The 24000-nt window shown below is 65.0% G+C and carries 26 protein-coding genes and 1 pseudogene; 19 read left to right on the top strand and 8 right to left on the bottom strand.

The genetic code is table 11. The features are described 5' to 3' along the window. The first annotated feature begins 14 nt into the window (after positions 1–14). From mshB to AC1TQG_RS01470, 4 genes and pseudogenes are all read left to right on the top strand, one after another. Positions 15–887 carry an N-acetyl-1-D-myo-inositol-2-amino-2-deoxy-alpha-D-glucopyranoside deacetylase gene (mshB, locus tag AC1TQG_RS01485; RefSeq protein WP_482135180.1) on the top strand — a complete coding sequence of 291 codons (873 nt, stop codon included), beginning with the start codon at positions 15–17 and terminating at the stop codon, positions 885–887. Next, the gene (locus tag AC1TQG_RS01480) at positions 887–1312 is read left to right on the top strand and encodes a hypothetical protein (protein WP_482135179.1); all 426 of its coding nucleotides are present in this window, start codon (positions 887–889) and stop codon (positions 1310–1312) included. The genes mshB and AC1TQG_RS01480 overlap by 1 nt, the downstream gene beginning before the upstream one ends. 92 nt (positions 1313–1404) lie before the next feature. Further along, positions 1405–2697, top strand: a pseudogene (cofG, locus tag AC1TQG_RS01475) (7,8-didemethyl-8-hydroxy-5-deazariboflavin synthase CofG); the annotation flags it as partial. A gap of 26 nt (positions 2698–2723) precedes the next feature. Next, complete coding sequence (locus AC1TQG_RS01470; protein ID WP_482135178.1) at positions 2724–3479, top strand: hypothetical protein; 756 nt, start codon at positions 2724–2726, stop codon at positions 3477–3479. Between the two features lie 34 nt (positions 3480–3513). Here the strand turns inward: AC1TQG_RS01470 and AC1TQG_RS01465 are convergent, their stop codons facing one another. Beyond that, the gene (locus AC1TQG_RS01465) at positions 3514–3903 is read right to left on the bottom strand and encodes a rhodanese-like domain-containing protein (protein WP_482135177.1); all 390 of its coding nucleotides are present in this window, start codon (positions 3901–3903) and stop codon (positions 3514–3516) included. A 52-nt stretch (positions 3904–3955) separates the two neighbouring features. Beyond that, the gene (locus AC1TQG_RS01460; RefSeq protein WP_482135176.1) at positions 3956–4498 is read right to left on the bottom strand and encodes a cysteine dioxygenase; all 543 of its coding nucleotides are present in this window, start codon (positions 4496–4498) and stop codon (positions 3956–3958) included. A 351-nt stretch (positions 4499–4849) separates the two neighbouring features. Between AC1TQG_RS01460 and fdxA the strand changes: the two genes are divergently transcribed. Next, complete coding sequence (gene fdxA / locus AC1TQG_RS01455) at positions 4850–5176, top strand: ferredoxin (RefSeq protein WP_482135175.1); 327 nt, start codon at positions 4850–4852, stop codon at positions 5174–5176. Next, positions 5173–6300 (top strand): succinyldiaminopimelate transaminase, encoded by a 1128-nt coding sequence (gene dapC / locus AC1TQG_RS01450; protein ID WP_482135174.1) that lies wholly within the window; start codon positions 5173–5175, stop codon positions 6298–6300. The genes fdxA and dapC overlap by 4 nt, the downstream gene beginning before the upstream one ends. A gap of 93 nt (positions 6301–6393) precedes the next feature. Here the strand turns inward: dapC and dapD are convergent, their stop codons facing one another. After that, positions 6394–7392, bottom strand: a complete 999-nt coding sequence (gene dapD, locus AC1TQG_RS01445; RefSeq protein ID WP_482135173.1) for a 2,3,4,5-tetrahydropyridine-2,6-dicarboxylate N-succinyltransferase — start codon at positions 7390–7392, stop codon at positions 6394–6396. A gap of 121 nt (positions 7393–7513) precedes the next feature. Here dapD and AC1TQG_RS01440 point away from each other — a divergent pair, with 121 nt between their 5' ends. After that, positions 7514–8242: a helix-turn-helix domain-containing protein gene (locus AC1TQG_RS01440; RefSeq protein WP_482135172.1), complete on the top strand. Its 729-nt coding sequence runs from the start codon at positions 7514–7516 to the stop codon at positions 8240–8242. On the opposite strand, the gene AC1TQG_RS01435 is transcribed toward AC1TQG_RS01440, so the two are convergent. Continuing rightward, positions 8224–8634, bottom strand: a complete 411-nt coding sequence (locus AC1TQG_RS01435; protein WP_482135171.1) for a VOC family protein — start codon at positions 8632–8634, stop codon at positions 8224–8226. The genes AC1TQG_RS01440 and AC1TQG_RS01435 overlap by 19 nt on opposite strands. Before the next feature lie 103 nt (positions 8635–8737). Here AC1TQG_RS01435 and dapE point away from each other — a divergent pair, with 103 nt between their 5' ends. The 11 genes from dapE to AC1TQG_RS01380 all read left to right on the top strand — a co-directional run bounded on the left by dapE (position 8738) and on the right by AC1TQG_RS01380 (position 18351). Continuing rightward, entirely contained in the window at positions 8738–9835 is a 1098-nt protein-coding gene (dapE, locus tag AC1TQG_RS01430) for a succinyl-diaminopimelate desuccinylase (protein ID WP_482137225.1), read from the top strand. Between the two features lie 62 nt (positions 9836–9897). Further along, positions 9898–10677 carry an LOG family protein gene (locus AC1TQG_RS01425; RefSeq protein WP_482135170.1) on the top strand — a complete coding sequence of 260 codons (780 nt, stop codon included), beginning with the start codon at positions 9898–9900 and terminating at the stop codon, positions 10675–10677. After that, complete coding sequence (locus tag AC1TQG_RS01420) at positions 10674–11213, top strand: LOG family protein (protein WP_482135169.1); 540 nt, start codon at positions 10674–10676, stop codon at positions 11211–11213. Before AC1TQG_RS01425 ends, AC1TQG_RS01420 begins: the two co-directional genes overlap by 4 nt. A 156-nt stretch (positions 11214–11369) precedes the next feature. Then, positions 11370–13088: a long-chain-acyl-CoA synthetase gene (locus AC1TQG_RS01415; protein WP_482137224.1), complete on the top strand. Its 1719-nt coding sequence runs from the start codon at positions 11370–11372 to the stop codon at positions 13086–13088. A 64-nt stretch (positions 13089–13152) separates the two neighbouring features. Further along, positions 13153–14031 carry a dihydropteroate synthase gene (gene folP, locus AC1TQG_RS01410; protein WP_482135168.1) on the top strand — a complete coding sequence of 293 codons (879 nt, stop codon included), beginning with the start codon at positions 13153–13155 and terminating at the stop codon, positions 14029–14031. Continuing rightward, positions 14028–15044: a glucosyl-3-phosphoglycerate synthase gene (locus tag AC1TQG_RS01405; protein ID WP_482135167.1), complete on the top strand. Its 1017-nt coding sequence runs from the start codon at positions 14028–14030 to the stop codon at positions 15042–15044. Before folP ends, AC1TQG_RS01405 begins: the two co-directional genes overlap by 4 nt. Before the next feature lie 135 nt (positions 15045–15179). Then, positions 15180–16079, top strand: coding sequence for an SDR family oxidoreductase (locus AC1TQG_RS01400; RefSeq protein WP_482135166.1), 900 nt, complete (start codon positions 15180–15182; stop codon positions 16077–16079). After that, positions 16076–16834 (top strand): acetoacetate decarboxylase family protein, encoded by a 759-nt coding sequence (locus tag AC1TQG_RS01395; protein WP_482135165.1) that lies wholly within the window; start codon positions 16076–16078, stop codon positions 16832–16834. The genes AC1TQG_RS01400 and AC1TQG_RS01395 overlap by 4 nt, the downstream gene beginning before the upstream one ends. A gap of 18 nt (positions 16835–16852) precedes the next feature. After that, complete coding sequence (locus AC1TQG_RS01390) at positions 16853–17173, top strand: DivIVA domain-containing protein (protein ID WP_482135164.1); 321 nt, start codon at positions 16853–16855, stop codon at positions 17171–17173. A 132-nt stretch (positions 17174–17305) separates the two neighbouring features. After that, a complete protein-coding gene (locus AC1TQG_RS01385; RefSeq protein WP_023963302.1) occupies positions 17306–17473 on the top strand; it encodes a DUF3117 domain-containing protein in 168 nt (55 codons plus the stop codon). Between the two features lie 41 nt (positions 17474–17514). After that, positions 17515–18351: a putative RNA methyltransferase gene (locus AC1TQG_RS01380; RefSeq protein ID WP_482135163.1), complete on the top strand. Its 837-nt coding sequence runs from the start codon at positions 17515–17517 to the stop codon at positions 18349–18351. On the opposite strand, the gene glgA is transcribed toward AC1TQG_RS01380, so the two are convergent. Then, positions 18324–19493: a glycogen synthase gene (gene glgA / locus AC1TQG_RS01375; RefSeq protein WP_482135162.1), complete on the bottom strand. Its 1170-nt coding sequence runs from the start codon at positions 19491–19493 to the stop codon at positions 18324–18326. The two genes, AC1TQG_RS01380 and glgA, sit on opposite strands and share 28 nt — an antisense overlap. Before the next feature lie 158 nt (positions 19494–19651). Here glgA and glgC point away from each other — a divergent pair, with 158 nt between their 5' ends. Next, positions 19652–20869: a glucose-1-phosphate adenylyltransferase gene (gene glgC / locus AC1TQG_RS01370; protein ID WP_482135161.1), complete on the top strand. Its 1218-nt coding sequence runs from the start codon at positions 19652–19654 to the stop codon at positions 20867–20869. Between the two features lie 25 nt (positions 20870–20894). Here the strand turns inward: glgC and AC1TQG_RS01365 are convergent, their stop codons facing one another. From AC1TQG_RS01365 to cofD, 3 genes are read right to left on the bottom strand one after another with little or no spacing between them, the layout of a single operon-like run. After that, positions 20895–21461 (bottom strand): NUDIX hydrolase, encoded by a 567-nt coding sequence (locus AC1TQG_RS01365; protein WP_482135160.1) that lies wholly within the window; start codon positions 21459–21461, stop codon positions 20895–20897. Next, positions 21458–22825, bottom strand: coding sequence for a coenzyme F420-0:L-glutamate ligase (locus AC1TQG_RS01360; RefSeq protein WP_482135159.1), 1368 nt, complete (start codon positions 22823–22825; stop codon positions 21458–21460). The genes AC1TQG_RS01365 and AC1TQG_RS01360 overlap by 4 nt, the downstream gene beginning before the upstream one ends. Next, the gene (gene cofD / locus AC1TQG_RS01355) at positions 22818–23840 is read right to left on the bottom strand and encodes a 2-phospho-L-lactate transferase (protein ID WP_482135158.1); all 1023 of its coding nucleotides are present in this window, start codon (positions 23838–23840) and stop codon (positions 22818–22820) included. Before cofD ends, AC1TQG_RS01360 begins: the two co-directional genes overlap by 8 nt. Positions 23841–24000 lie beyond the last annotated feature (160 nt).

The raw sequence follows: 24000 nt of genomic DNA, 5'->3' as shown, positions 1-24000 counted from the left end.
CGAACCCGAAATCCATGAATCGTCTGTTGCTCGTTCATGCCCACCCGGATGACGAGACCATCACCACCGGCGGCACGATCGCCACATATCTCGACGCCGGCGCCGAGGTCACCGTGCTCACCTGCACGCTGGGCGAGGAGGGCGAGGTGATCGGTGACCGGTGGAGTGGACTGGTCGCCGACGGCGGCGCCGATCAGCTCGGTGGCTACCGGATCATGGAGCTGACCGACGCGTTGGCCGAACTGAGCCCTGATCCGTTTGCCCCGGTGGAACCGAAGTTCCTCGGTGGCGCCGGTCGCTGGCGGGACTCCGGGATGTCGGGCGCACCATCGAACGAGCACAAGCGTGCCTTCATCGCCGCGGGCACCGAGAAGCCGGCGCAGGTGCTGGCCGACCTGATCCGCGAACTGCGTCCACAGGTGGTCGTCGGATACGACCCCGTTGGCAGCTACGGTCATCCCGACCACATCCAGGTCCACGCCATCGCTCACGCGGCCGTTGAACTCGCGGCCACCGGTGAGCAGGGCTGGTCGGTGTCGAAGCTCTACTGGACCGTCACCGAGAAATCCGCACTCGATGACGGCCTGGCCGCGGCCGCCGCGCGGGTCCCGAAGGGCTGGCGGATGCCGGCACCGGGGGAGCTGCCCAGTCATTCGGATGCGGAGATCACCACCGCCATCGACGTCCGTGAGGTCTACGATCGCAAGGTGCGGGCGCTGAGCGCCCACGCAACGCAGGTGACGGTGTCCGCGTCGGGCACCGAATATGCGCTGTCGAACAACATCATCCAGCCGATTTTTGCCGAGGAACATTTCATGCTGGTCGCCGGGGAGCAGGGACCGACCGATGAGTCCGGGCGGGAAACAGACCTCTTCGGTGGTCTGTGATGGCCACGACCGTGATGAATTCAGTCGGGATGCGCTGGGCCCTGCTGGGTCTGCTGTGGGTCGACGGCTTCCTGGTCGGCGTCCTCGCCCTCGCGTTTCTGCCGCTGCACATCGGGTCGGTGCCGTTCCCCATCAGCGCGGTGCTCGCGGCGATCGCCAATTACATCCTGCTGTGGTGCAGCGCCACCCTGGTCGAAGGGTTCGCCCGCTTCGGCGCATTGATCGCCTTCATGATCGCGTTCTTTGTGTTGGCCGCGGGAGGTCCCGGGGGTGACATCGTGGTGCCGCAGGATCTGACGGTGTTCCTGCTCCTCGGCCTGGGGCTGGTGGTGCCGGTGTTCGCCGCGTTTGCCGGCTTGGTTCCCGACCCAGAGTCCGATGCCACGGCCGCTACGAAGCCGGTGGTGAAGGGGTCGGGGGAATGATCCGGCGCCGATGACGCATTATCTAAAGCGTGACCTCCAAGATCCCCGAAGTCCTCGAGACACCGGATCGGATATTGCTGCCTGATCCCGCCATGCCGCCGCGCGTCACCGGAGCCGCGGAGGAGGTGCGCCCTGATGGCGATGCGATCCGGCAGGTGCTCGCCCAGGTGGAGGAGGGCATCGAACTCGATGTCGACCGGGCTGCGACCCTGCTCGCGGCCCGCGGGGACGAACTGGCCGCACTCTGCGCGATCGCGGCGGGTATCCGTGACGCCGGACTGATCGCCGAAGGCCGCGAGCGTCAGATCAGCTACTCGCGCAAGGTGTTCATCCCGCTGACACGGCTGTGCCGGGATCGGTGCCACTACTGCACGTTCGTCACGGTGCCGGGCAAGCTGGCCCGCGACGGCCACGGCATGTTCCTGGAGATCGAGGAAGTACTCGAGATCGCCCGCAGCGGCGCCGAGATGGGTTGCAAAGAGGCGTTGTTCACGCTCGGTGACCGTCCCGAGGAGCGATGGCCGGAAGCCCGGCAATGGCTCACCGAGCGTGGGTACACCTCGACGCTGGACTATGTACGGGCCGCCTCGATCCGGGTGCTCGAGGAGACGGGGCTGCTGCCGCATCTCAATCCCGGTGTGATGAGTGCGGAGGAGATGGCCCTACTCAAACCGGTTGCACCCTCGATGGGCATGATGCTCGAGACCACCGCGCGGCGACTCTTCACCGACAAGGGCAATGCGCACTACGGCAGCCCCGACAAAGACCCCGAGGTCCGCAAGCAGGTGCTTGTCGACGCGGGCCGGCTCTCGGTCCCGTTCACCACGGGCATCCTTGTCGGCATCGGGGAGAACCTCACCGAACGTGCTGATTCTCTGATCGAATTGCACAAGGTGCAGCAGGCTTTCGGCAACATCCAGGAAGTGATCGTCCAGAATTTTCGGGCCAAACCCGATACCGCGATGCGCGGCGTCGCCGATGCCGAGTTCGACGAATTCCTGGCAGCGGTCGCGGTGGCCCGGATCATCCTGGGCCCGGGAATGCGGATTCAAGCCCCTCCGAACCTGGTGTCGCGTGCCGAATGTGCGGCGCTGGTCGGTGCAGGCGTCGACGACTGGGGTGGGGTGTCGCCACTGACCCCCGACCACGTCAATCCGGAACGGCCCTGGCCTCATCTGGATTCGCTGGCCACGATCACCGCCGAGACAGGTTATGTCCTGACCGAACGTGTTGCGGCCCAACCCCGATACGTCTTGGCGGGCGCCCCGTGGATCGACGAGCGGATCAGCGACCACGTGTGGGCACTGGCTGATCCGGTGACCGGGTTGGCTGCCGATGTGCTGCCGACCGGTCGTCCGTGGAACGAATCGGGCGACGACCGGGAGCCGGTCGACGAAGGTCTGCATACCGCATGAAACTTCCGCTGCCGCCAGTGAAAGCGCTCTCGGACAACGATGTTGCGCGCATGCTCTACCAAGCCGCCGGAGTGATCGATCTGCTCCTCGATGCGGTCGACAGTGACCCGCTCGGCATCAAAGGGCGAACGTTCGACAGTGCCCAGCGAGAACCTGACGAATCTGACGAGGCGCTGGTCGCCAAGGTCATCGGCACCATCGACGGACCCTTGGTGTGGGCAGCCGATGCCACCGGATTACCGGGTACCTCGAAGTGGGCCGACTGGACGCCGGACCAGCGTCGCAATTGGTGGATCGGCCGGGTCGGGGCCATCACAACTGTTGGAGTGGCGTACCCGGGTGTCTTCGGTGCGCTGGTGAACCGCTTGCCGATTCAGACCGTGCTCGGATTCGGTCACCAGGCGATCCTGCTGTGTGCGGTCGCCCGCGCCTACGGCATCGACGACCGGTATCGCCAGACCGACCTGCTGGCGGAGGTTCTGTGCCGCCGAACCCTGAATTCGCGGACGCTGCTGACCGGCGAGACCGAAGGCAGCGATCGCAGCGCCGAAAACGACGCGCTGGTGAAGGAGATGTGGACCGGTCTCGAGAAATCGCGTGCGGTTCTCGGTGAACTGGAGCGACGGCCGTCGTCGAAACAGCCGTGGCGGCTGCTGTCCGGACTGCCCCTGGTCGGTGCGGTCGCCAGTTACATCGGGGAGTCCGGCGCTCTCCGACGGGCATCGGATGCCGTTGTCCGCGAAGTGGTCTGACCACCGCGAGTGTTTGACTACCGCGAGTGTTTGACTACCGCGAGATTCCGCTGATGCCCGCGGCGACCAGCGCCTCGTAGCCGCCGATCACGTCGGTGGCACGGTGTAGTCCGAGTAGTTGCAGCGACGCCGCGGCCAGACTCGAGGTGTAGCCCTGAGAACAGATCACGACCCACGGGACGTCGTGGTCGACGGCTTCGGGGATCCGCGCATCGGATGCCGGATCGAGGCGCCATTCCAGGACGTTGCGCTCGATCACCAATGCGCCGTCGAACTCACCTTCGGCGGCCCGCTGCGCCGCAGGGCGGATGTCGACGACCAGTGCACCGCCCGCGAGTGCGGCCGGTAGATCCGGGGCGTTGATCCGGTCGAGACCGGCCCGGGCCCGGAGCAGGAGATCGTCGATGGTGGTCACAGCGCTCATGCTGCCCCACCGTCGGTGAGAACGGTCTTCGTGCGGCTAAGTGACTGCACATTCATGCCGCGCCGCCATCGGTGAGAACCGTCTTGGTCCGGCGAAGTGACTGCGCGTCGGTGACCTCGTAGTAGGACATCGCGGTCAGCGGCGGGGAGTAGGCGTGGACGCTCAGGGTGGGCTCGCTGGTGACCGGGAGGTTCGGGTTGCGGACCACGTCGTGCACCCAGCCGAGCGGGAATGAGGCCTGATCGCCTTCGTCGAGCGTGCGGGCCCGCAGTTGGCTGCCGGTCCAGCGGTATTCGGTCAGTGCGCCGGAGAGCACGGTTAACGCACCGAGGGAGCCGGCATGGTCGTGCAGGTCCGTCGACTCGTCCGGGGTCCAGCTGATCAGCCAGACGTCGACGTCGTCGTCGTAGTGCAATCGCGTGGCCCAGCGATTCTCGCGGTCCCAGCGTTTCGGCAAGAGATGGTCGTAGGTGCCGTCGAGCACGTCGGAGGCACTCTGATCTGTCAGACGCAGCAGGTCAGCGGGTCGCAGCCGCGTCGGCAGGTGGTGGTTGGGTAATCCGGCGGCAGACGGCCGGGACAGGGTGGAGGTCATGCGGTGCTGGGCTCCTGGAAGAGGTTCGAATGAGGGGAGATGTTGCAGTCAGCAACAACACATTCGGTTCCACTGGAGATTCGGTCGCATGGTCACGCTCACCACAGTGCCTTTTCAACATGTTCCGGTCGAGATTTACGCCCTCTCTGATTTGAACCAACGCCCGTCCACGGCGGCAAACATCGTCGCCCGGTGCTGAGGTGGTGGGGCCGGTTTTGACTTGGAATCGGCGACCCGGATACTGGAAGGCGACAAGCGGGCAGCCGTCGTCCTTCGAGTTCGTAAGGCGTGCCCGCTTTTGAGCGCGTACAGCCCACGCGCACTGAACTGAATGGTGAGGAGGGGTTGTCGGTGACATACATCATCGCTGAGCCTTGCGTTGACGTCCTGGACAAGGCCTGCGTGGAGGAATGCCCCGTCGACTGCATCTACGAGGGTGAACGGATGCTCTACATCCAGCCCGACGAGTGCGTCGATTGTGGTGCCTGCGAACCGGTGTGCCCGGTCGAGGCGATCTTCTACGAAGACGATGTGCCGGATGAGTGGGAGCCGTACGTGAACGCCAACGTCGACTTCTTCGACGATCTCGGTTCACCGGGTGGTGCCGCCAAACTGGGCAAGGTCGCCTACGACTCGCCGTTTGTGAAGGCTCTGCCACCCATGAACACCGAGGAATGACACCAGCGATGCCGTCGATGCGTGGCCGGACCCCGGTGTCGTCGCGGTTGCCCGTGTTTCCGTGGGACACCCTCGTCGAGGCCAAGGAACGTGCCAGTAGGCATCCCGGCGGCATTGTTGATCTCTCGGTGGGTACCCCGGTCGATCCGGTGGACCCGCTGATTCGCGATGCGCTGTACGCGGCCTCGGACTTCCCCGGCTACCCGGTCACCATCGGTACCGCCATGGTCCGGACCGCGGCCTGCGAATCGTTGGCGCGACGGCACGGGGTCACCGGCCTCGACAACTCGATGATTCTGCCGGTGATCGGCACCAAAGAGGTCATCGCCGGTTTGCCTGCCGCACTCGCCATCGGTGTCGGTGACGACGTTGTCATTCCGGAGATCGCTTATCCGACATACGAAGTCGGGGCGTTGCTGGCCGGCGCTCGACCGGTTCGTGCCGATTCCCTGACCCAGCTCGGACCGAGCACCCCCGCACTCATCTATCTGAACTCGCCGTCCAATCCCACCGGCAAGGTGCTGCCCGTCGAGCATTTGCGCAAAGTGGTGCAGTGGGCGCGCGAACGCGGCACGATCGTCGTCTCCGACGAGTGCTACCTGGGCCTGGCCTGGGATGACGAGCCTGTGTCGATCCTCGATCCACGGGTCACCGACGGTGATTTCACCGGGTTGCTGGCCGTTCACTCGCTGTCGAAGACCTCGAACCTGGCGAGCTACCGGGCCGGTTTCCTCGCAGGCGACCCGGCCCTGATCGGTGAACTGCTCGCAGTCCGCAAGCACGCGGGCCTGATCGTGCCGTTCCCCGTGCAGGGTGCGATGGCCGCGGCACTGGATGACGACACCCACACCGCAGCGCAGCGTGAGCGTTACCGGGCCCGCCGCGAGGTCCTGCGCGCGGCAGTGCTCGGTGCCGGACTGCGCATCGACGAATCAGCGGCCGGCCTGTATCTGTGGGCCACCCGCGATGAAGACAGTCGCGCGACCGTCGACTGGCTGGCCGATCGGGGCATCCTGGCGGCGCCGGGTGAGTTCTACGGTCCCCGCGGCACCCGCCACGTGCGGCTGGCGCTCACCGCGACCGACGAACGGATCGCTGCGGCGGCCGAGCGACTGTCCGCCTGACCCGCACCGTTCCCGGATCTGCGGCCACACCCACCTGAATTCACTGCGCCCACCGGCAATTGCCGGTGGGCGCAGTGAATTTGGGTGGGGCGATCAGTTGGCGTGCAGGATGGCGTTGAGCTCGATGCCGTCGCCCTTCCACGGCACGACCTCGACGGCACCGGTGGTGCTGTTGCGGCGGAACAGCAGATTGCTCTTGCCGGACAGGTCACGCGCCTTGATGACGGTGCCGTCCGGGCCGGTGACCTTGCTGCCTGCGGTGACGTAGAGGCCGGCCTCGATGACGCAGTCGTCGCCGAGGGCGATGCCACAGCCGGAGTTTGCGCCGAGCAGGCAGCGCTTACCCAGGGAGATGATCTCTTTGCCGCCCCCGGACAGGGTGCCCATCGTCGAGGCGCCACCGCCGACATCGGAACCGTCGCCGACGATGACACCGGCCGAGATGCGACCCTCGATCATCGACGCACCCAGGGTGCCTGCGTTGAAGTTCACGAAACCCTCATGCATCACGGTGGTGCCCTCGGCGAGATGCGCTCCGAGGCGGACCCGGCCGGCATCAGCGATCCGAACTCCGCTCGGCACAACGTAATCGACCATGCGGGGGAACTTGTCGATGCCGTTGACGGTCACCTGGCCGCGGGCCTTCAGCTTGGCCCGGGTCACTTCGAAGCCCTCGACCGCGCACGGACCGAAATTGGTCCACACCACGTTCGACAGCTTTCCGAAGACGCCGTCCATGTTGAGGCCGTGCGGGATGACCAGCCGGTGCGAGAGCAGGTGCAGACGCAGGTAGGCGTCGTGGGCGTCGGCCGGGGCGTCGGTGAGCACGATCGACGTGCGGACGGCGACGGTCCGCACACCGCGGTCGGTGTCGGTGCCGACCAGCGAGGTCAACTCGGCGGGGGTCTCGTCGGCGGCGAGCTCGGTGGTCCCGGACGTGGCAACTTCACCCAGCTCGGGTGAGGGGTACCAGGTGTCGAGCACAGCGCCCGAGTCGGTGATGGTGGCGATGCCGATTGCGGAGGCTCCAGATGCATTGGTCACGCGCAGGAGTTTACGCGTGGCGCTTGGTGGCGGGATACTGGAGAGCATGTCGCCGGAGACGCAGCGCAGCGGAGCTCGACCAGTCGGGCCGGAGACGCAGCGCAGCGGAGCTCGACCAGTAGCGCCGGAGACGCAGCGGAGCGGAGCTCGACCAGTAGTTGGCGATTCCGTGGCGACCTATGAGGAGTGGCGATCGATGCTGGTCCCGGCGACGGTGTGGTCGCGGACCGGTGGATCCGCGGAGACGCAGCGGAGCGGAGCTCGACCAGTGTTGCCGGTGGCGGAGATCTTGCCCGACGGCTGCATGGACCTGATCTGGACACCAGGTGGGTTGCTCGTCGCCGGCCCGGATACGTCCCCGGTGACCGCGTCCGGCGCCGGTGAGATGGTGGCGCTGCGCTTTGATCCCGGAATCGCGCCACTTGTTCTCGGTTGTGCCGCAGACGAATTGGTGAACAGTCGGATCGATCTGGCCGCCCTTGCCGGAGCTGGTCCGGCGCGGCGTCTGCACCAGCGGGTGGCGGAAGCCACCGATCGGGCCGCCGCGTTGCAACGTCATGCGGCCGCCGAACTCGAGTTGAGGCCACCGCCGCGCTGGTTGTGGCCGGCCACGGCGCTGCTGGTGGCGGGTGCCCCGATCACGCAGGTGGCGCAGCGGATCGACGCCAGTCCCCGCCAGCTGCAACGCTGGTCGCGACATCACTACGGTTTCGGCGCCAAGTCATTGCAGCGGATCCTGCGGGTCAACACTGCGATGGCGCGGATCCGCGGCGGCCACGCTCTGTCAGACACCGCGCACCACTGCGGATACGCGGACTATGCCCACATGTTCCGCGACTTCCGGGCGGTGACGCACCGATCACCCGCGGAGTTCGGTGATCAGCCGAGCGCGGCGTAGAAGTCGACGCCGTTGCCGTTCGGGTCTTTGAGGGACGCATACCGCTGACCCCAGAAAGCGTCGAACGGTTCGAGTTCGCCGGTGTGACCGGCCGCGGTCAACGCCGCGTATCTGGCGTCGACTTCCGACGGGCCGGAGCACTCGAAGGCCAGAGAGATGCGCTGGCCGCCGGCAGCAGCCGACCAGCCGGGGTTGAATGTGGCCACACTGGCCGCGGTGTCGAAGAGGATCCGGAATCCGCCGGCGGCAGTGGTCTCGGCGTGCGGGGCGGTGTCGGCGTCGTCGGGGAAGTCGAGGCCGCAGGCGCGGTAGAACGCCAGTGTCGCGGCCATGTCGTCGACAATGATCGAGATCGCGTTGAGGGTCGGCACAGGTGATGTGGAGGACGTCATGTCACCGACGTTATCCGTGCCCCCGGTGACGGGTCATGAACATTTCGGACATTGGGGGACTCGTGACCGCCACGGGTCGGCGACTACGGTGTTCACCGTGACCATCTCAGCCTTGGACCTGCATGCCGATCCGATCGAACTGACTGCAGCGCTTGTCGACATCGCCAGTGAAAGCCACGACGAGGCCGCGATTGCCGATGCCGTCGAGGCGGCGCTGCGAGAGCAGACCAAGGGTTTTGAGGTGCTACGCCACGGCAACTGCGTTTTGGCGCGTACGAACCGCGGTCTCGATCGGCGCGTGGTGCTGGCCGGTCACCTCGACACCGTGCCCATCGCCGACAACGTGCCGAGCCGGCGCGACCGTGACAGCCCCGAAGGCGATGTGCTCCACGGCTGCGGAACCGTCGACATGAAATCCGGCGACGCGGTCTTCTTGCATCTGGCGGCCACGCTCGACGAACCAACCGCCGACCTCACGCTGATCTTCTACGACTGCGAGGAGATCGCGGCCAAGTACAACGGCCTGGGATTCATCGAACGCGAACTACCCGACTGGCTCGCGGGCGACGTAGCGATCCTCGGTGAGCCGACGGCCGGTCAGATCGAGGCCGGCTGCCAGGGCACCTTGCGGGCCCGGCTGACCGCATCGGGCACCCGCGCGCACTCGGCCCGTTCGTGGTTGGGGGACAACGCCATTCACAAACTCGGGTCGGTACTGCAGACGATGGCCGACTACACGCCGCGCTGGGTCGACATCGACGGATGCGAATATCGCGAGGGTCTGTCCGCGGTTCGCGTCGACGGCGGAGTCGCAGGCAACGTGGTGCCCGACGCAGCGAGCGTGGACGTCAATTTCCGGTTCGCGCCGGACCGCTCGGTGGAACAGGCCACGGCGCACGTTCGTGAAGTCTTCGCCGCCGCAATCGATTCCGGCGCCGTCACGTTCGAGATCACCGACGCTGCAGGCGGTGCGCTGCCCGGTTTGTCGAATCCGGCGGCCGCGAAACTTGTCGATGCGGCAGGCGGCCGGTTCCGGGCGAAGTACGGATGGACCGATGTCTCGCGGTTCTCGGCGCTGGGTATCCCGGCGGTCAATCTCGGGCCCGGTGACCCGAACCTCGCGCACAAGCGCGACGAACGGGTGCCCACCGCGCAGATCACCGAGGTCACCGACATCTTGCGGCGGTATCTGCTCGGCTGAGGTCTGCTGCGCCGGGGTTGCCTGTCGGGCGCGGTACATTGCACATTGCTAGCGTCTTTGTCATGGCACCTCCCGATCGCGACACCCGGTTGAGTTATCGCGGCGCGGCGCGGATCCGTGAAGATCCGCACGCGCTGACCCAGACCACCGACCAGCGTTTGCTGAGGTCGGCGGACTCTGCTCGTGACCCCTGGCGGGTGCTGCGGATCCAGTCCGAGTTCGTCGAGGGTTTCGACAACATGTCGACGGTGCCGCCGGCCGTCACGGTGTTCGGGTCGGCCCGCACCGCGCGCGACACCCCGTACTACAACCTGGGCCGTGAACTCGGTGCCGCTCTGGCCGAGGCCGGATATCCGGTGATCACCGGAGGTGGACCGGGCCTGATGGAGGCGGTCAACCGGGGCGCCTGCGAGGGCGGTGGACTGTCCATCGGTCTGGGCATCGAGCTCCCGTTCGAACAGGTGCTGAACGAATGGGTCGATCTCGGGGTCAACTTCCGATACTTCTTTGTCCGCAAGACGATGTTCGTGAAGTATGCGAAGGCCTTCATCTGTCTGCCGGGCGGCTTCGGCACGCTCGACGAGCTGTTCGAGGCTCTCACATTGGTGCAGACCAGGAAGGTCACCCAGTTCCCGATCGTATTGCTGGGCACCGAATTCTGGGGTCCACTGCTCGACTGGATCAAGGGAACGCTGACCGAACAGGGCTTCGTATCCGCGGCGGACGTCGAATTGCTGCAGGTGACCGATTCTGTCGCCGAAGCGGTGGAGATCGTCATGGCGTCGCGGCAGCGGGAACACGAGGTGCAGAAGCAGACCGGCATCCCGGAGGACCCGACATGAGCGCGATCTGTGTGTACTGCGCATCCGGCCCGGTCGCCGACCACCATCTGGCGCTGGCCACCGAACTTGGCACCGCACTCGGTGCAGGCGGGCACACCCTGGTCTCCGGTGGTGGCAACGTCTCGATGATGGGTGCGGTTGCCCATGCCACCCGCGCTTCCGGTGGACACACCATCGGGATCATCCCAAAGGCGTTGGTGGAGAGGGAAGTAGCAGATGTCGACGCCGACGAATTGGTGGTCACCGACACGATGCGCCAGCGCAAACAGCTGATGGAGGACAAAGCCGACGCCTTCATCACGCTGCCCGGTGGCATCGGCACGCTGGAAGAGCTGTTCGAAACCTGGACCGCCGGCTACCTCGGGATGCACACCAAACCGGTGGTACTCCTCGATCCCGACGGTCACTACGCGCCGCTGCTCGGCTGGCTGGAGACACTGATCGAACCGGGGTTTGTCTCGAGATCAGCGCTGAACCGATTGGTGCGGACCACAACGGTGACCGAGGCCCTGGCAGGTTGTGCGATTCATCTCTGATTATCTGTAACCTTCATCACCGGGGGTCTTACCGTGATAGTTCAGCGAGCACCCCGACAGTTGGGCCCAGGACAAATCACGAGCATCGGAGCTTATGTGGTCAGCGAGAACCGGACCAGTGTTGGACTAGTCGACGTGGCCAAGGGGGCACTGGCGATGGTCCCGGATCTTCCTGGCGTCATCCGGCACGCGCCGGGTCTGGTTCTGCGACGGCCGAAGGCGCAGGACACCATCGGCTCGGTCTTCAACAAGGTGGTCGCCAAGCGCCCGGACCGTCCCTTCGTCCGGTTCGAGGGCGCATCGATCACCTACGGTGAGGCAAACCGTCAGATCAATCGGTACGCAGACTTCCTCTCCCGCAAAGGTGTCGGTGTCGGCGATGTGGTCGGGGTCCTGGCCAAGAACCATCCGCAGACATTGATGGTGATGCTGGCGACGGTGAAACTCGGCGCTGTCGCCGGGATGCTCAACTACAACCAGCGCGGGCAGGTCCTGTCCCACAGCGTTGGGATCCTGGATGCGGTCGTGCTGGTGGTCGACCCGCAGGTTGCCGACGTGCTCGATTCGGTCGACGAGGCGCAACTACCCTCCGTCACAGTCGACTTCACCGAACTCGATGCACAATCCGAGGGTTTGAATGAGAGCAACCCCGAGATCACGGCCGAGCTCCCGGCGTCGACCAAGGCTTTTTACATCTTCACCTCCGGCACAACGGGTTTGCCGAAGGCCAGCATCATGTCGCACTACCGCTGGATGACGAGCATGGACGGTATCGGCGGGATGGGCGTCCGCCTGCGGCACACGGACACGATGTACTCGCCGCTGCCGCTCTATCACAACAATGCGCTGACGGTCGCGCTGTCATCGGTGCTGGCCTCTGGTGCCTGCCTGGCGATCGGCAAGTCGTTTTCGGCCTCGGGCTTCTGGGACGACGTCGAACTCAACCGGGCCACCGCGTTCTGCTACATCGGCGAGTTGTGCCGTTACCTGTTGGCGCAGCCGGAGAAACCCACCGACGCCACCAACGGGATCAAGACCATTGTCGGCAACGGCATGCGCGCGGAGATCTGGGACGACTTCGCCAAGCGTTTCAGGATCGAGCGGGTGGTCGAGTTCTACGGCGCCTCAGAGCTGAACCTGGCCTTCATCAATGTCTTCAACATCGACCGGACGGCCGGGTTCTGTCCGCTGCCCTTCAAGATCGTCGAATACGATCACGAAACCGGTGAACCCGCGCAGGATGCGAAGGGCCGGTTGACCAAGGTTGCCAAAGGCGAAGCGGGCCTGCTGATCTCGGAAATCTCTTCCAAGGTTCCGTTCGACGGGTACACCGACTCCGACGCTTCGAACAAGAAGATCATCACCAATGCCTTCAAATCCGGGGATCGCTGGTTCAACTCCGGTGATCTGGTCCGCGACCTCGGGATGAGTCACATCGCATTCGTCGACCGTCTCGGCGACACCTTCCGCTGGAAGGGTGAGAACGTGGCCACCACCGAGATCGAGGCCGCACTTGGTGGCGTCAGCTCGATCGAGCACGTGGTGGTCTACGGCGTCGAGGTCCCGGGCTGCGATGGCAAAGCCGGGATGGCGGCCATCACCCTGCGTGACGGCGCGGAACTCGACCCGACGGAATTGGGCGCCTATCTGTACGAGCAGTTGCCGTCGTATGCGATTCCGCTGTTCATGCGGGTCGTGCCGGAACTCGAACAGACGTCGACCTTCAAGAACCGGAAGGTCGAGCTGCGTGAGCAGGGATTCACCGACGTGGGCGATGACGATCTCTATGTTTTGACCGGACGCGGCGAAGGGTATGTCAAGTTCTACGATGACTATCCAAATGATGTCGCCGGAGCGAAAGTACCCAGAGGCTAGCTTGCGTCCCAGTGATGCTGGGGCGGGTTCCGGCCTGCCCGGGACACCGATATCGGGGGCACCGATGTCGGAGGCTGCGGTGTCACCGACTCTGTGTGGCCGTCCGGTCGCCACCGATCGCGCGCTGGTGATGGCCATCGTCAACCGCACTCCGGACTCGTTCTATGACCGTGGCGCGAGCTTCACCGACGACGCCGCCAAGTCGCGGGTCGATCAGGTGGTCGCCGAGGGCGCCGACATCGTCGACATCGGGGGTGTCAAGGCCGGTCCGGGCGACCTCGTGGACGCCGCAGAAGAGATTCGGCGCGTGCTGCCGATGATCGCCTGGATCCGCGACGCTCATCCCGGCCTCATCATCAGCGTCGACACGTGGCGGGCCGACGTGGCCCGCGAGGCGGTTGCGGCAGGCGCGGACCTGATCAATGACACGTGGGCCGGAGCCGACCCCGATCTGGTGTCGGTGGCAGCGGAACTGTCCGTCGGGATCGTCTGCTCCCACACCGGGGGCGCTGTTCCGCGCACCCGCCCGCACCGCGTGCGGTACCCCGATGTGGTGGCCGACGTCCTCGCCGAGGTGACCGGCGCCGCCGATCGAGCACTTGCGGCCGGCGTGAATCGCGATTCGATTCTTATTGATCCGACTCATGATTTTGGGAAAAATACCCATCACGGGCTCGCTTTGTTACGTCACGTGAACGTTCTCGTTAATACCGGTTGGCCTGTCCTGATGGCGCTCAGCAACAAGGATTTTGTAGGGGAGACTCTGGGTGTAGGCCTGGAAGATCGGTTGGAGGGGACTCTGGCCGCGACGGCACTGGCAGCCTCCTCGGGGGCCCGGGTGTTTCGCGTTCATGAGGTAGCCGCTACACGAAGGGTGGTCGACATGGTGGCCGCGATAGTGGGCACCAGGCCACCTGCCCGAACAGTAAGGGGTTTGGCATGACCGCTGGGAAGCAAGTCACCGGAAAAACCGAACGTGCATGGTCGCCGATCGCATCGGCACCGCAGGACTCACCTTCGGCCCGCTGGGCCGCCGACCACAGTTGGGACCGTCCGGATTGGACCGTCGAGGAACTTATCGCGGCCAAGAACGGCCGCACCGTGTCGGTTGTACTGCCGGCATTGAACGAAGAAGACACCGTCGCGGACGTGATCGCCTCGATTCGCCCGCTGGTCGGCACCCTCGTCGACGAGCTGATCGTGCTCGACTCCGGATCCACCGATGCCACCGCTGAGCGGGCGACCGCCGCCGGTGCCCGGGTGGTCAGCCGGGAAGAAGCGGTCCCGGAGATCGAGCCCGTGCGTGGCAAGGGTGAGGTGCTCTGGCGCTCGCTGGCCGCGACCACCGGCGACCTGATCGCATTTGTCGACTCCGATCTGATCGATCCCGATCCGATGTTCGTACCCAAGCTGCTCGGACCACTTCTCATCAACCCCGAGATCCAGTTGGTGAAGGGGTTCTACCGTCGCCCGCTGCGCACCGGAACGGGTGAGGACGCCAATGGGGGTGGGCGGGTCACCGAACTCGTCGCCCGTCCGCTGCTGGCCTCGTTCAAACCCGAACTGACCGCGGTGCTGCAGCCGCTGGGCGGGGAGTACGCAGGCACCCGCGAGTTGTTGTGTGCGGTGCCGTTCGCGCCGGGCTACGGCGTGGAGATCGGCCTGCTGGTCGACACCTACGACCGTTACGGCATGGCGGGTATCGGCCAGGTGAACCTGGGCGTTCGGACACACCGCAATCGTCCACTGGTGGAGCTCGGAGTGATGAGCCGTCAGATCGTCGGCACGTTGATGGGTCGCTGCGGGATCGCCGATTCCGGCGTGGGTCTGACACAGTTCAAGATCCAGCCCGATGGCACCTTCATCCCGAAGACGACCGATGTCCACCTGACCGATCGGCCTGCGATGAACACGCTGCGCCCACGGGTCCCTGTCCGCAGTCGCCGGGCCTCATAGCGCCGCCCACAAGACGAGCCAGTACTACGAAGACGAGCCACATTTACGTGGCTCGTCTTCGTGTATGTGGCTCGTTTGCCAGCTGAGCCAGCTACCGTAGTTAGAACATGTTCTAGTTCTACGGGGAGTGGGTCGATGTCGGATTCAATGGTGGGTAAATCAGTTCTGGTCACCGGTGGTGGCAGCGGGATCGGCGAGGGGATCGCAGCACTGCTCTGCGAGCGCGGTGCGCAGGTCACCATCGTCGGCCGCGGCGCCGAGCGCCTCGAGAGGGTGGCCGCCACGCTCAACGCGGGCGCCGAAAACGGCGCCGTGTTCGCGCACCCCGCGGACATCACGTCCGAGGAGCAGGTCGCCGGGGCGGTGGCCGCGGCAACACAACGCACCGGCCGCCTCGACGGGATCGTCGCCTGTGCCGGTGGCAGTGAGACCATCGGGCCGATCACCCAGATGGACACCGAGGCCTGGAAGCGAACCGTCGACCTCAATCTGAACGGCACGATGTACACGATCAAACACGGTGCGCGCGAACTTGTTCGGGGTGGTGGCGGTTCCATCGTCGCGATCTCGTCGATCGCTGCGAGCAATACGCACCGATGGTTCGGTGCCTACGGGGTCACCAAGTCCGGGGTCGATCATCTGGTCGCGTTGGCCGCAGACGAATTGGGCGCGAGCAATGTTCGCGTCAACGGCATCCGCCCCGGATTGACCCGGACCGAGCTCGTCGGGCTCGTCACGCAGGATCCCGCACTCAGTGAGGACTATCGGATCAGTACGCCGCTGCAGCGGGTGGGCGAGGTCGAGGACGTTGCCGGGCTGGCTCTGTTCTTGCTCGGCGCCGAGTCGACCTGGATCACCGGCCAGGTGATCAATGTCGACGGCGGCCAGATGTTGCGTCGTGGGCCAGACTTCAGTTCGATGCTCGAACCACTCTTCGGCACTGAAGGATTGCGTGGCGTCGTCGAAGTTTCGACCGCTTCAGGAGACGAAGCGGAGCGGAGCTCGACCAATTCTGAAAGTGCGGTGACCTCATGACGACGTATGAGGTGCTCGGTACCGAGGTGCAGATGCCGGTCCGGATCCGTCATGCGAGCTGTTTTGTGGCCGGGTTCACAGCGTCTGCCGTTGCGGCACAGGCGATGATCGACGACACCGGGCTCCGGGTGATGCAGGTCAGGCCGGGTAGGACGATGTGCATGCTGGTATTCGTCGACTATGTGGACGGAGATCTCGGCCCGTACAACGAGTTTGGGGTGTGCATGCTGCTCGAGGATCCCGACACGCCCGGGCAGTCGACAATTTTGGGAAATCTCCGGGCGCTGGCGACCGGGCAGGCCCGCGCCCTGGTGCATCGTCTCCCGGTCGACGGAGACTTCACACTCGCCGCAGGCCGTGCGATCTGGGGTTTTCCGAAAACGTTGGCAGACTTCGACGTCGACCATTCGTCGGCAACGAAGCGGGGTGCCGTGAGTGAAGCGGGAAAACTGATTGTCGCGCTCACGGTCCAGCCGGGGTTCAAGGTTCCGGATTCCGATGCGACGGCGGTGCTTCGGGCGTACTCGCACATCGGCGGTGTGACGCGCGAGACGCCCTGGGTGCTCAATCGGACCGCTGATACGCGAACCCGGCCCGGGGGTGCGAGGCTGCAACTCGGATCACATCCGATTGCAGACGAGCTACGGCAGCTGCAGCTGGGTCGGCATGCGCTGATGACTTCGTCGGTCGGTCACATCGAGATGACCTTCGAGAATGCCCAGGAGCGTAGCGGCCCGCGACACCACCTCGGATGACCTGGAATAGTGGATGACGTGCTGACACTTCTGCTGTACCTGCTGATCATGGTTGTGGTGATCGGTGTGGTGTTCGCCGTCGTCTGGTTGGTATTCGGTCGTTCGGAGGATCTTCCCCCGCTGGAGCGGGGGACCACCCTGACCCGTTTACCCCGAGCCGGAATCACCGGTGAGGACGTGCGGTCACTGCGCTTTGCACAGGTGACCCGTGGCTACAAAACCGGTGAGGTCGACTGGGCGCTCGAGAAACTCGCGCGTGAAATCGACGAGCTCCGAAACGCACTGCACGATCTTCAAGCTCGTGAAGAGGCCGAAAGCCCTGCGCAACGGGAAGAATAACGGCTCCGTGGTCCGTAGTATGGAGCGCGACCACGCAGCACCGAAAACATGCGGTGTCAGCAAACACTGGCATCGACCTAATAAGATCAGACTTCGACGCCGACTGCGGCAGCGAATCTGAAGGGAGCAGAAATGGCGGCGATGAAGCCACGGACCGGGGACGGTCCCCTTGAAGCAACCAAGGAGGGGCGAGGAATCGTTGTTCGCATCCCCATCGAGGGCGGTGGCCGACTGGTTGTCGAGCTGACCTCGGACGAGGCGGCAGCACTTGGTGAAGAATTGCGCGGGGTGACCGCCTGAGTACCACGCCGTAAAGGCAACTGAAGGAGACGATCGAACGCGTGTTGACCACTGTGGTCGATCTGTTGAGTTGCCCGGTATGCCGAGGATCGCTAGAACTCGCCGACCGCACCCTGTGGTGCCCGGCGGGGCATAGCTTCGACCTCGCTCGACAGGGGTACGTCACTCTGTTGGGCGGGGCCGGTAGCAATTTTCGCTCAGACACCACCGACATGCTGGCCGCGCGAACCCGATTCCTCGACAAAGGATTCTTCGATCCGATCATGTCGGCCGTCGCGCGGCAATGCATTCCGGCGGCAACAATTCTCGACGTCGGTGCCGGCACCGGCCACTATCTGGCCGCCGCCGTCAAAGCTTGTGGCGGACGCGGTGTGGGACTTGATCTTTCCAAATCGGCTGCACGTCAGCTGAGTCGTCTATCCGATTCCATCGGAGCCGTGGTGGCCGACGGATGGCAGCGGTTTCCGATCGCCGATGACTCGATCGACGTTGCGTTGTCGATCTTTTCGCCCCGGAACGTCGCCGAGTTCGCGCGGGTACTGCGCCAGGGCGGAATGTTGGTGGTTGTGTCCCCGACGCCCCGGCACCTGGGTGAATTGGTGTCGGAGGTCGGGATGATCGGCGTCGACAAGGACAAGTCGGAACGTATCGGCAACAGCATGTCCGGGCATTTCGTCCGCACCGACCGATCGCTTGTGGAATACCAGATCGAACTCACGCACGACGACGTCGCGGACGTGGTGCTGATGGGCCCGTCGGCCTTTCACCTCACCAGGGCCGATGTCGATACGAAATTGGCCGCGTTGCCCGATCCGGTGACAGTCACCGCGTCGGTGACCGTTGCGGTGTATCAGACGGTCTTGCAGACGGATTCGTAGATCCGCAGGGTCTGCTCGGCGATCGAATCCCAGGAGAAGTCGGCAATCGCACGCGCTCGTCCTGCCTCACCCATCGACCGGGCCAGTTCGGGATCGGCGATCACCCGGTTGACTGCATGGGCGAGATCTCGTTCGAAGTCGCGGGTTCTGTCTTCGTCGTAGTGCACCAGCAGGCCGGTGATTTCGTCACGCACCACCTCGGGAATCCCGCCGACATCCGAGGCGACCACCGCAGTCCCGCAGGCCATGGCCTCCAGGTTCACGATGCCCAGCGGTTCGTAAATCGATGGACAGACAAAAACTGTTGCTGCAGAGAGTATTTCGCGGATCTTGTCGGTGGGCAGCATCTCCCGGATCCAGAACACCCCCGAGCGTGCCTGCGAGAGTTGTTCCACGGCCGCGGCGATCTCGGCCCCGATCTCAGGGGTGTCGGGTGCGCCGGCGCACAGGACGAGCTGCAGATCGGGGTCCATGTGATGGGCGGCCGCGACCAGATGGCGCACCCCCTTCTGTCGCGTGATCCGGCCGACGAACGCCGCAATCGGACGATGTGGATCCACACCGAGCGCGGCCAGTGCGGCATCCGATTCCGCCGGATCCACCGGGTGCCAGTTCTCGGTGTCGATGCCGTTGCGAACCACGTGCACGTTTTCCGGATCCAGGCGAGGATAGGCGTCGCAGACATCGATGCGCATACCCGAACTCACCGCGATCACGGCGTCGGCGTACTCGATGGCGTTCTTCTCGACCCAACTCGACACCCGATATCCGCCGCCGAGTTGTTCGGCTTTCCACGGCCGCCGTGGCTCCAGTGAATGTGCCGTCAGTACATGGGGTATTCCGTGCAATTGCGCGGCGAGATGTCCGGCCAGACCCGTGTACCAGGTGTGGGAGTGCGCGACCTGAGCGCCTTCGGCGGCAACCGCCATCCGCAGATCCGATGACAGTGTGGTGATGGCCGGATTGGCGCCGATCAGCGCCGGATCGACGCCGTGGACTTCGGCGCCGGGGCGCTGCGCACCCATGCAGTGCACGTCGACGGTGGCCAGCGTGCGCATGTGCCGGACCAGTTCGGTGACGTGAACTCCGGCCCCGCCGTATACCTCAGGCGGATATTCCCTGGTCATCATTGCCACGCGCATGACCTTGACGCTAGCCGGGTGGACAGAGGTACGCCATCGGTGGCAGGAAAGATCACAGAGCCCGGGGCCGACAAGTGTAATCAGGTGGGGCCAAACGATTTCGAAAAGATCTGCACCTCTCTATGGCCGCACAGTCGGTTGGCGGATAGGTTGAGAGGGTGATTTCTCAGCGCCACGTCCTTGGGATCGTTCTTGCGGGCGGCGAGGGCAAACGGCTCTTTCCCCTGACGATGGACCGCGCCAAGCCTGCCGTCCCCTTCGGTGGCGGATATCGTCTGATCGATTTTGTGCTCAGCAACCTCGTCAACGCCGGGTATTCGCGGCTTTGTGTGCTCACCCAGTACAAGTCGCATTCACTCGACCGGCACATCTCCCAGACGTGGCGGCCGTCCGGTTTCAACGGTGAATACATCACGCCGGTCCCGGCCCAGCAGCGGCTCGGTCCACGGTGGTACACCGGTAGCGCCGACGCGATCTTCCAGTCGTTGAACCTGGTCTATGACGAGCAACCCGACTACATCGTGGTCTTCGGTGCCGATCACGTCTACCGGATGGATCCGGAGCAGATGGTGGAGGCGCACATCGCCTCCGGTGCGGAGTGCACGGTTGCCGGAATCCGGGTCCCGCGTGATGAGGCGACCGCGTTCGGATGCATCGATTCCGATGACAGCGGCAAGATCACCGGGTTCCTCGAGAAGCCCGAGAATCCGCCCGGCACCCCCGACGACCCCGACGCCACGTTTGCGTCCATGGGCAACTATGTCTTCACTGCCGACGCTCTGGTCAGGGCCATCAAGCTCGACGCCGACAACAGCGACTCCGATCACGACATGGGCGGCGACATCATCCCGGCGTTCGTCGCGCGTGGTGAGGCGTTCGTCTACGACTTCAAAGACAATCAGGTACCCGGCGCGACCGACCGGGATCGTGGGTACTGGCGCGACGTCGGAACCCTCGACGCGTTCTACGACGCGCACATGGACTTGGTCTCGGTGCACCCGATCTTCAACCTGTACAACCGGCGCTGGCCCATCCACGGGTCGGCCGATTACCTGGTGGCACCTGCGAAGTTCGTGCAGGGCGGACTCGCACAGGAGTCGATGGTCGGGGCAGGCAGCATCATCTCCGCCGCCACCGTCCGCAACTCGGTGCTCAGTTCCAACGTCATCATCGAGGACGGCGCCACCGTCGAAGGCAGTGTGCTGATGCCTGGTGTTCGGATCGGCAAAGGCGCAGTGGTCCGAAAAGCCATCCTGGACAAGAACGTTGTGGTCACCGACGGCGAGATCGTCGGCGTCGACGAACAACGCGACCGCGAACGTTTCGCGTTCAGCGCCGGCGGCGTGGTCGCGATCGGAAAAGGGATCAGGGTCTGATCCGCAGGACCCGTGGGTCGGGCGGTCAGAACCGGTTCAGGGCCGCGGTGATGAGCTCCGGTATCGCCGGAAGTTCGGTGTTGTCCGGCAGCGCGTCGATCGGCCACCACGCCAGGTCGACCGATTCGTCGCTCTGGACGAACTCGGGCAGTGAGCCATCCGGCAGGTCGTCGGCGAACGCCGCGAAACGCAGATCCAGATGCCGGGTCGGAACGCCGAGTGAACAGGTGATCGGGTGGGTGTGGATCTGCACCAGCTCATCGATGACCTGCAGGTCGCCTATACCGGATTCTTCCCGGGCCTCGCGGGTGGCCGCGTCGGTGATCGTGGTGTCGCCCTCTTCGCAATGACCACCGAGCTGGATCCACTTGCCGACCCGCGGATGGAGCGTCAGCAGTGCGTGGGTGCGCGCCGAGTTGAAGACGATCGTCGAAGCGGTGATGTGGCCGGCAGCGGATTCACGCAGACACCCGTCGGGGGCGGCCGCCAGAAACGCCAGAATCGTGTGCCGCAGCGAATCCTGGTGTGGATCAGGTGTTTGCCAGCGGGTGAGGAGGTCGGTGGCCGAGGAGTGCAGGGTTTTTCCGCTCACAGTTCCACCACCAGTGAATCGATGGCCGCGGCCGGGCGGGGCCGGTCGGTGGGGTCGGTGGGATAGCCGATCGCGACGGCGCCCAGCGGCTCCCAGTCGGCAGGCAGGTCGAGCTCGCTGCGGACGACTTCGGGAGCGAAGATCGTCGACCCCACCCAGCAGCTACCCACCGACCGTGTTGCGAGCGCGACCAGCAGACCCTGGACCGCGGCGCCGCCTGCCACGGTGAACATGGTGTGCTCGGCCGCTGTGCGCTCATCGTCGGGGTAGTCGTGACGGCCGTCGCCGGTCAGGACCGGGATCACCACTTCGGGTGCGGTGTAGAGCAATTGGCCGCGGGCCACGCGCTTGCCGATCGACTCATCGGTTTTGCCGTCGTCGGTCAGATGCTCACGCCAGCGGCGGGCCATCGCATCGAGTAGTGCGATGCGGCGAGCATCGTCGCGTAGCCAGATGAACCGCACCGGGTGACTGTGGTGCGGCGCCGGTGCGGTCAGCGCCTCGGCAAAAGCGGCCCGCATGATCTGCTCCGGAACCCGCTCGTCGGTGTAGGTGCGCACCGACCGTCGCATCAACAATGCCTGCCTGCGCCCGAGATCGAGGGCCTCGGCGGTGCCGAGCCAGAACAGGTCTTCCTCACCTGGACGTACGAGATCCCTTGCCGTGGTCCCATTTTCGCGAGGGTCCAGCCCGCGGACGACGGCCACCGGAATCTCACCGAGTTTGCCCTTGACCAGGTCGGCTGCGGCGGCCAGTTCATCGGCGACCGCGATCTCGCTGACGATGAGTGGGTTCCCGTACTCGTCGACCGCCCCCTCGTAAGGGTGCGTGACTGCGATTCCTGCGGCCCCGATTGCGGCATCGGTCTGTCCGATGCGCCACGCGCGTCCCATCGTGTCCGTGATCAACACAGCCACGTTTACGCCGAGCCGCTCACGCAGTGACGCCCGTAGGGCGGCCGCACTGGCGTCGGGATCGACAGGGAGTAATGCCAATTCGTCGCTGCCTACATTCGATCCGTCGACGCCGGAGGCCGCCTGGATGATGCCGAGTTTGTTCTCGGTGATCAACGTGCGGTTCTTGCGCGCGACCACCCGGACGGCCTCGGAGTCGACCAGAGCCCGGCGCGCGGCGTCCCGTTCGTCGGGATCGGTGGGCGCCGGGACCATGCGGCCCTCGATCTTCGAGATGATCTTGCTCGTGACGACCAGGATGTCGCCGTCACGGATCCATCCGGCGGCCTCGGCCAGCGCCGCGGCGAGATCGTCGCCTGGGCTGAACCGGGGCAGACCCGGGATGGGGATGATCTCGATGCTGCCCGGTGCCGCATGATCCTGCGGCGCGGTCTGCGGTGACTCACTCATACGACACACCCACCAGATCGCAGGCGTCGCGGACCATCTGCGCGGTGGTGGCGGGATCGGTCATCAACAGTGGCACCGATGCGACTTTCACGCCGGGGACGTCGGCGGTGTCGCCGGGCGCGATGAGCCAGCCGTCGAGCACACCGTTGGCGCTGCGGGCTCCGTAGTGCCTGCCGACGGCTTCGGCGGTCGTCTCGACGCCGATCACCGACAGGCATTCATCGGCCATGCCGCGCAACGGACTGGTGCCGATGATGGGGGAGATGCCGACCACCGGTGCCGATGCGGTGCGCAGGGCTCCGCGGATGCCCGGCACCGAGAGGATGGCGCCGACGCTGACCACGGGATTCGACGGGGCGAACAGGATGATGTCGGCCTCGGCGATCGCCTCGAGCACCCCGGGAGCGGCCTTGGCATCGTCGGAACCCACCTGCGCGAACCCGTGTGTCGGGATCTGTGCGCGGTGGCGAACCCACCATTCTTGAAAGTGGATCGCCACCTTCTCTTCCGACACCTCGGTCCCGATCGCGCTCGTACGCGTGACGACCACATGGGTCTCGTGTCGGTCATCGGTGGCAGGCAGTAGACGTACGCCCGGATCCCACCGCTTGCTCAGGGCCGCGGTGATGTCGCTGAGCCGGTATCCGGCGTCGAGCATCTGCGTGCGGATCAGGTGGGTGGCCAGGTCGCGGTCACCGAGCCCGAACCAGTCGGGGTCGGCGCCGTAGGCGGCCAGTTCTTCTTTGGCATGCCAGGTCTCGCCGCGTCGGCCCCACCCGCGATCGGTGTCGATGCCGTCGCCGAGGGTGTACATGCAGGTGTCGAGGTCCGGGCAGATGCGCACGCCGTGCATCCAGGCGTCGTCGCCGACGTTGACCACCGCCGTCACTTCATGTTCCGAGGGAGGTCGACCCTCCGCTAAGACGTCGGGGAACGACGTGTGTCCAAGGAGTTCGCGAACACCCTGCAAAAATCGGGCGCCACCGACGCCACCAACAAGAACGGTCACCTTCACAAGGAACCACCCTAGTTCTTCCTCCCCGGGACTCGGATTGCCCGCCGCTATCGCTCCCGCATCGCCGCTGCGGGCACGTAGCATCGAGTGGGTCGGCCACAGCGGTTGTGCGGCGTTCGAACTGTTCGAATCGTGACGAGTGTCTTTTTGGTCATCACGC

The organism is Williamsia sp. Y844 (assembly GCF_056786475.1).
This window is presented reverse-complemented; position numbering and strand designations above follow the sequence as displayed.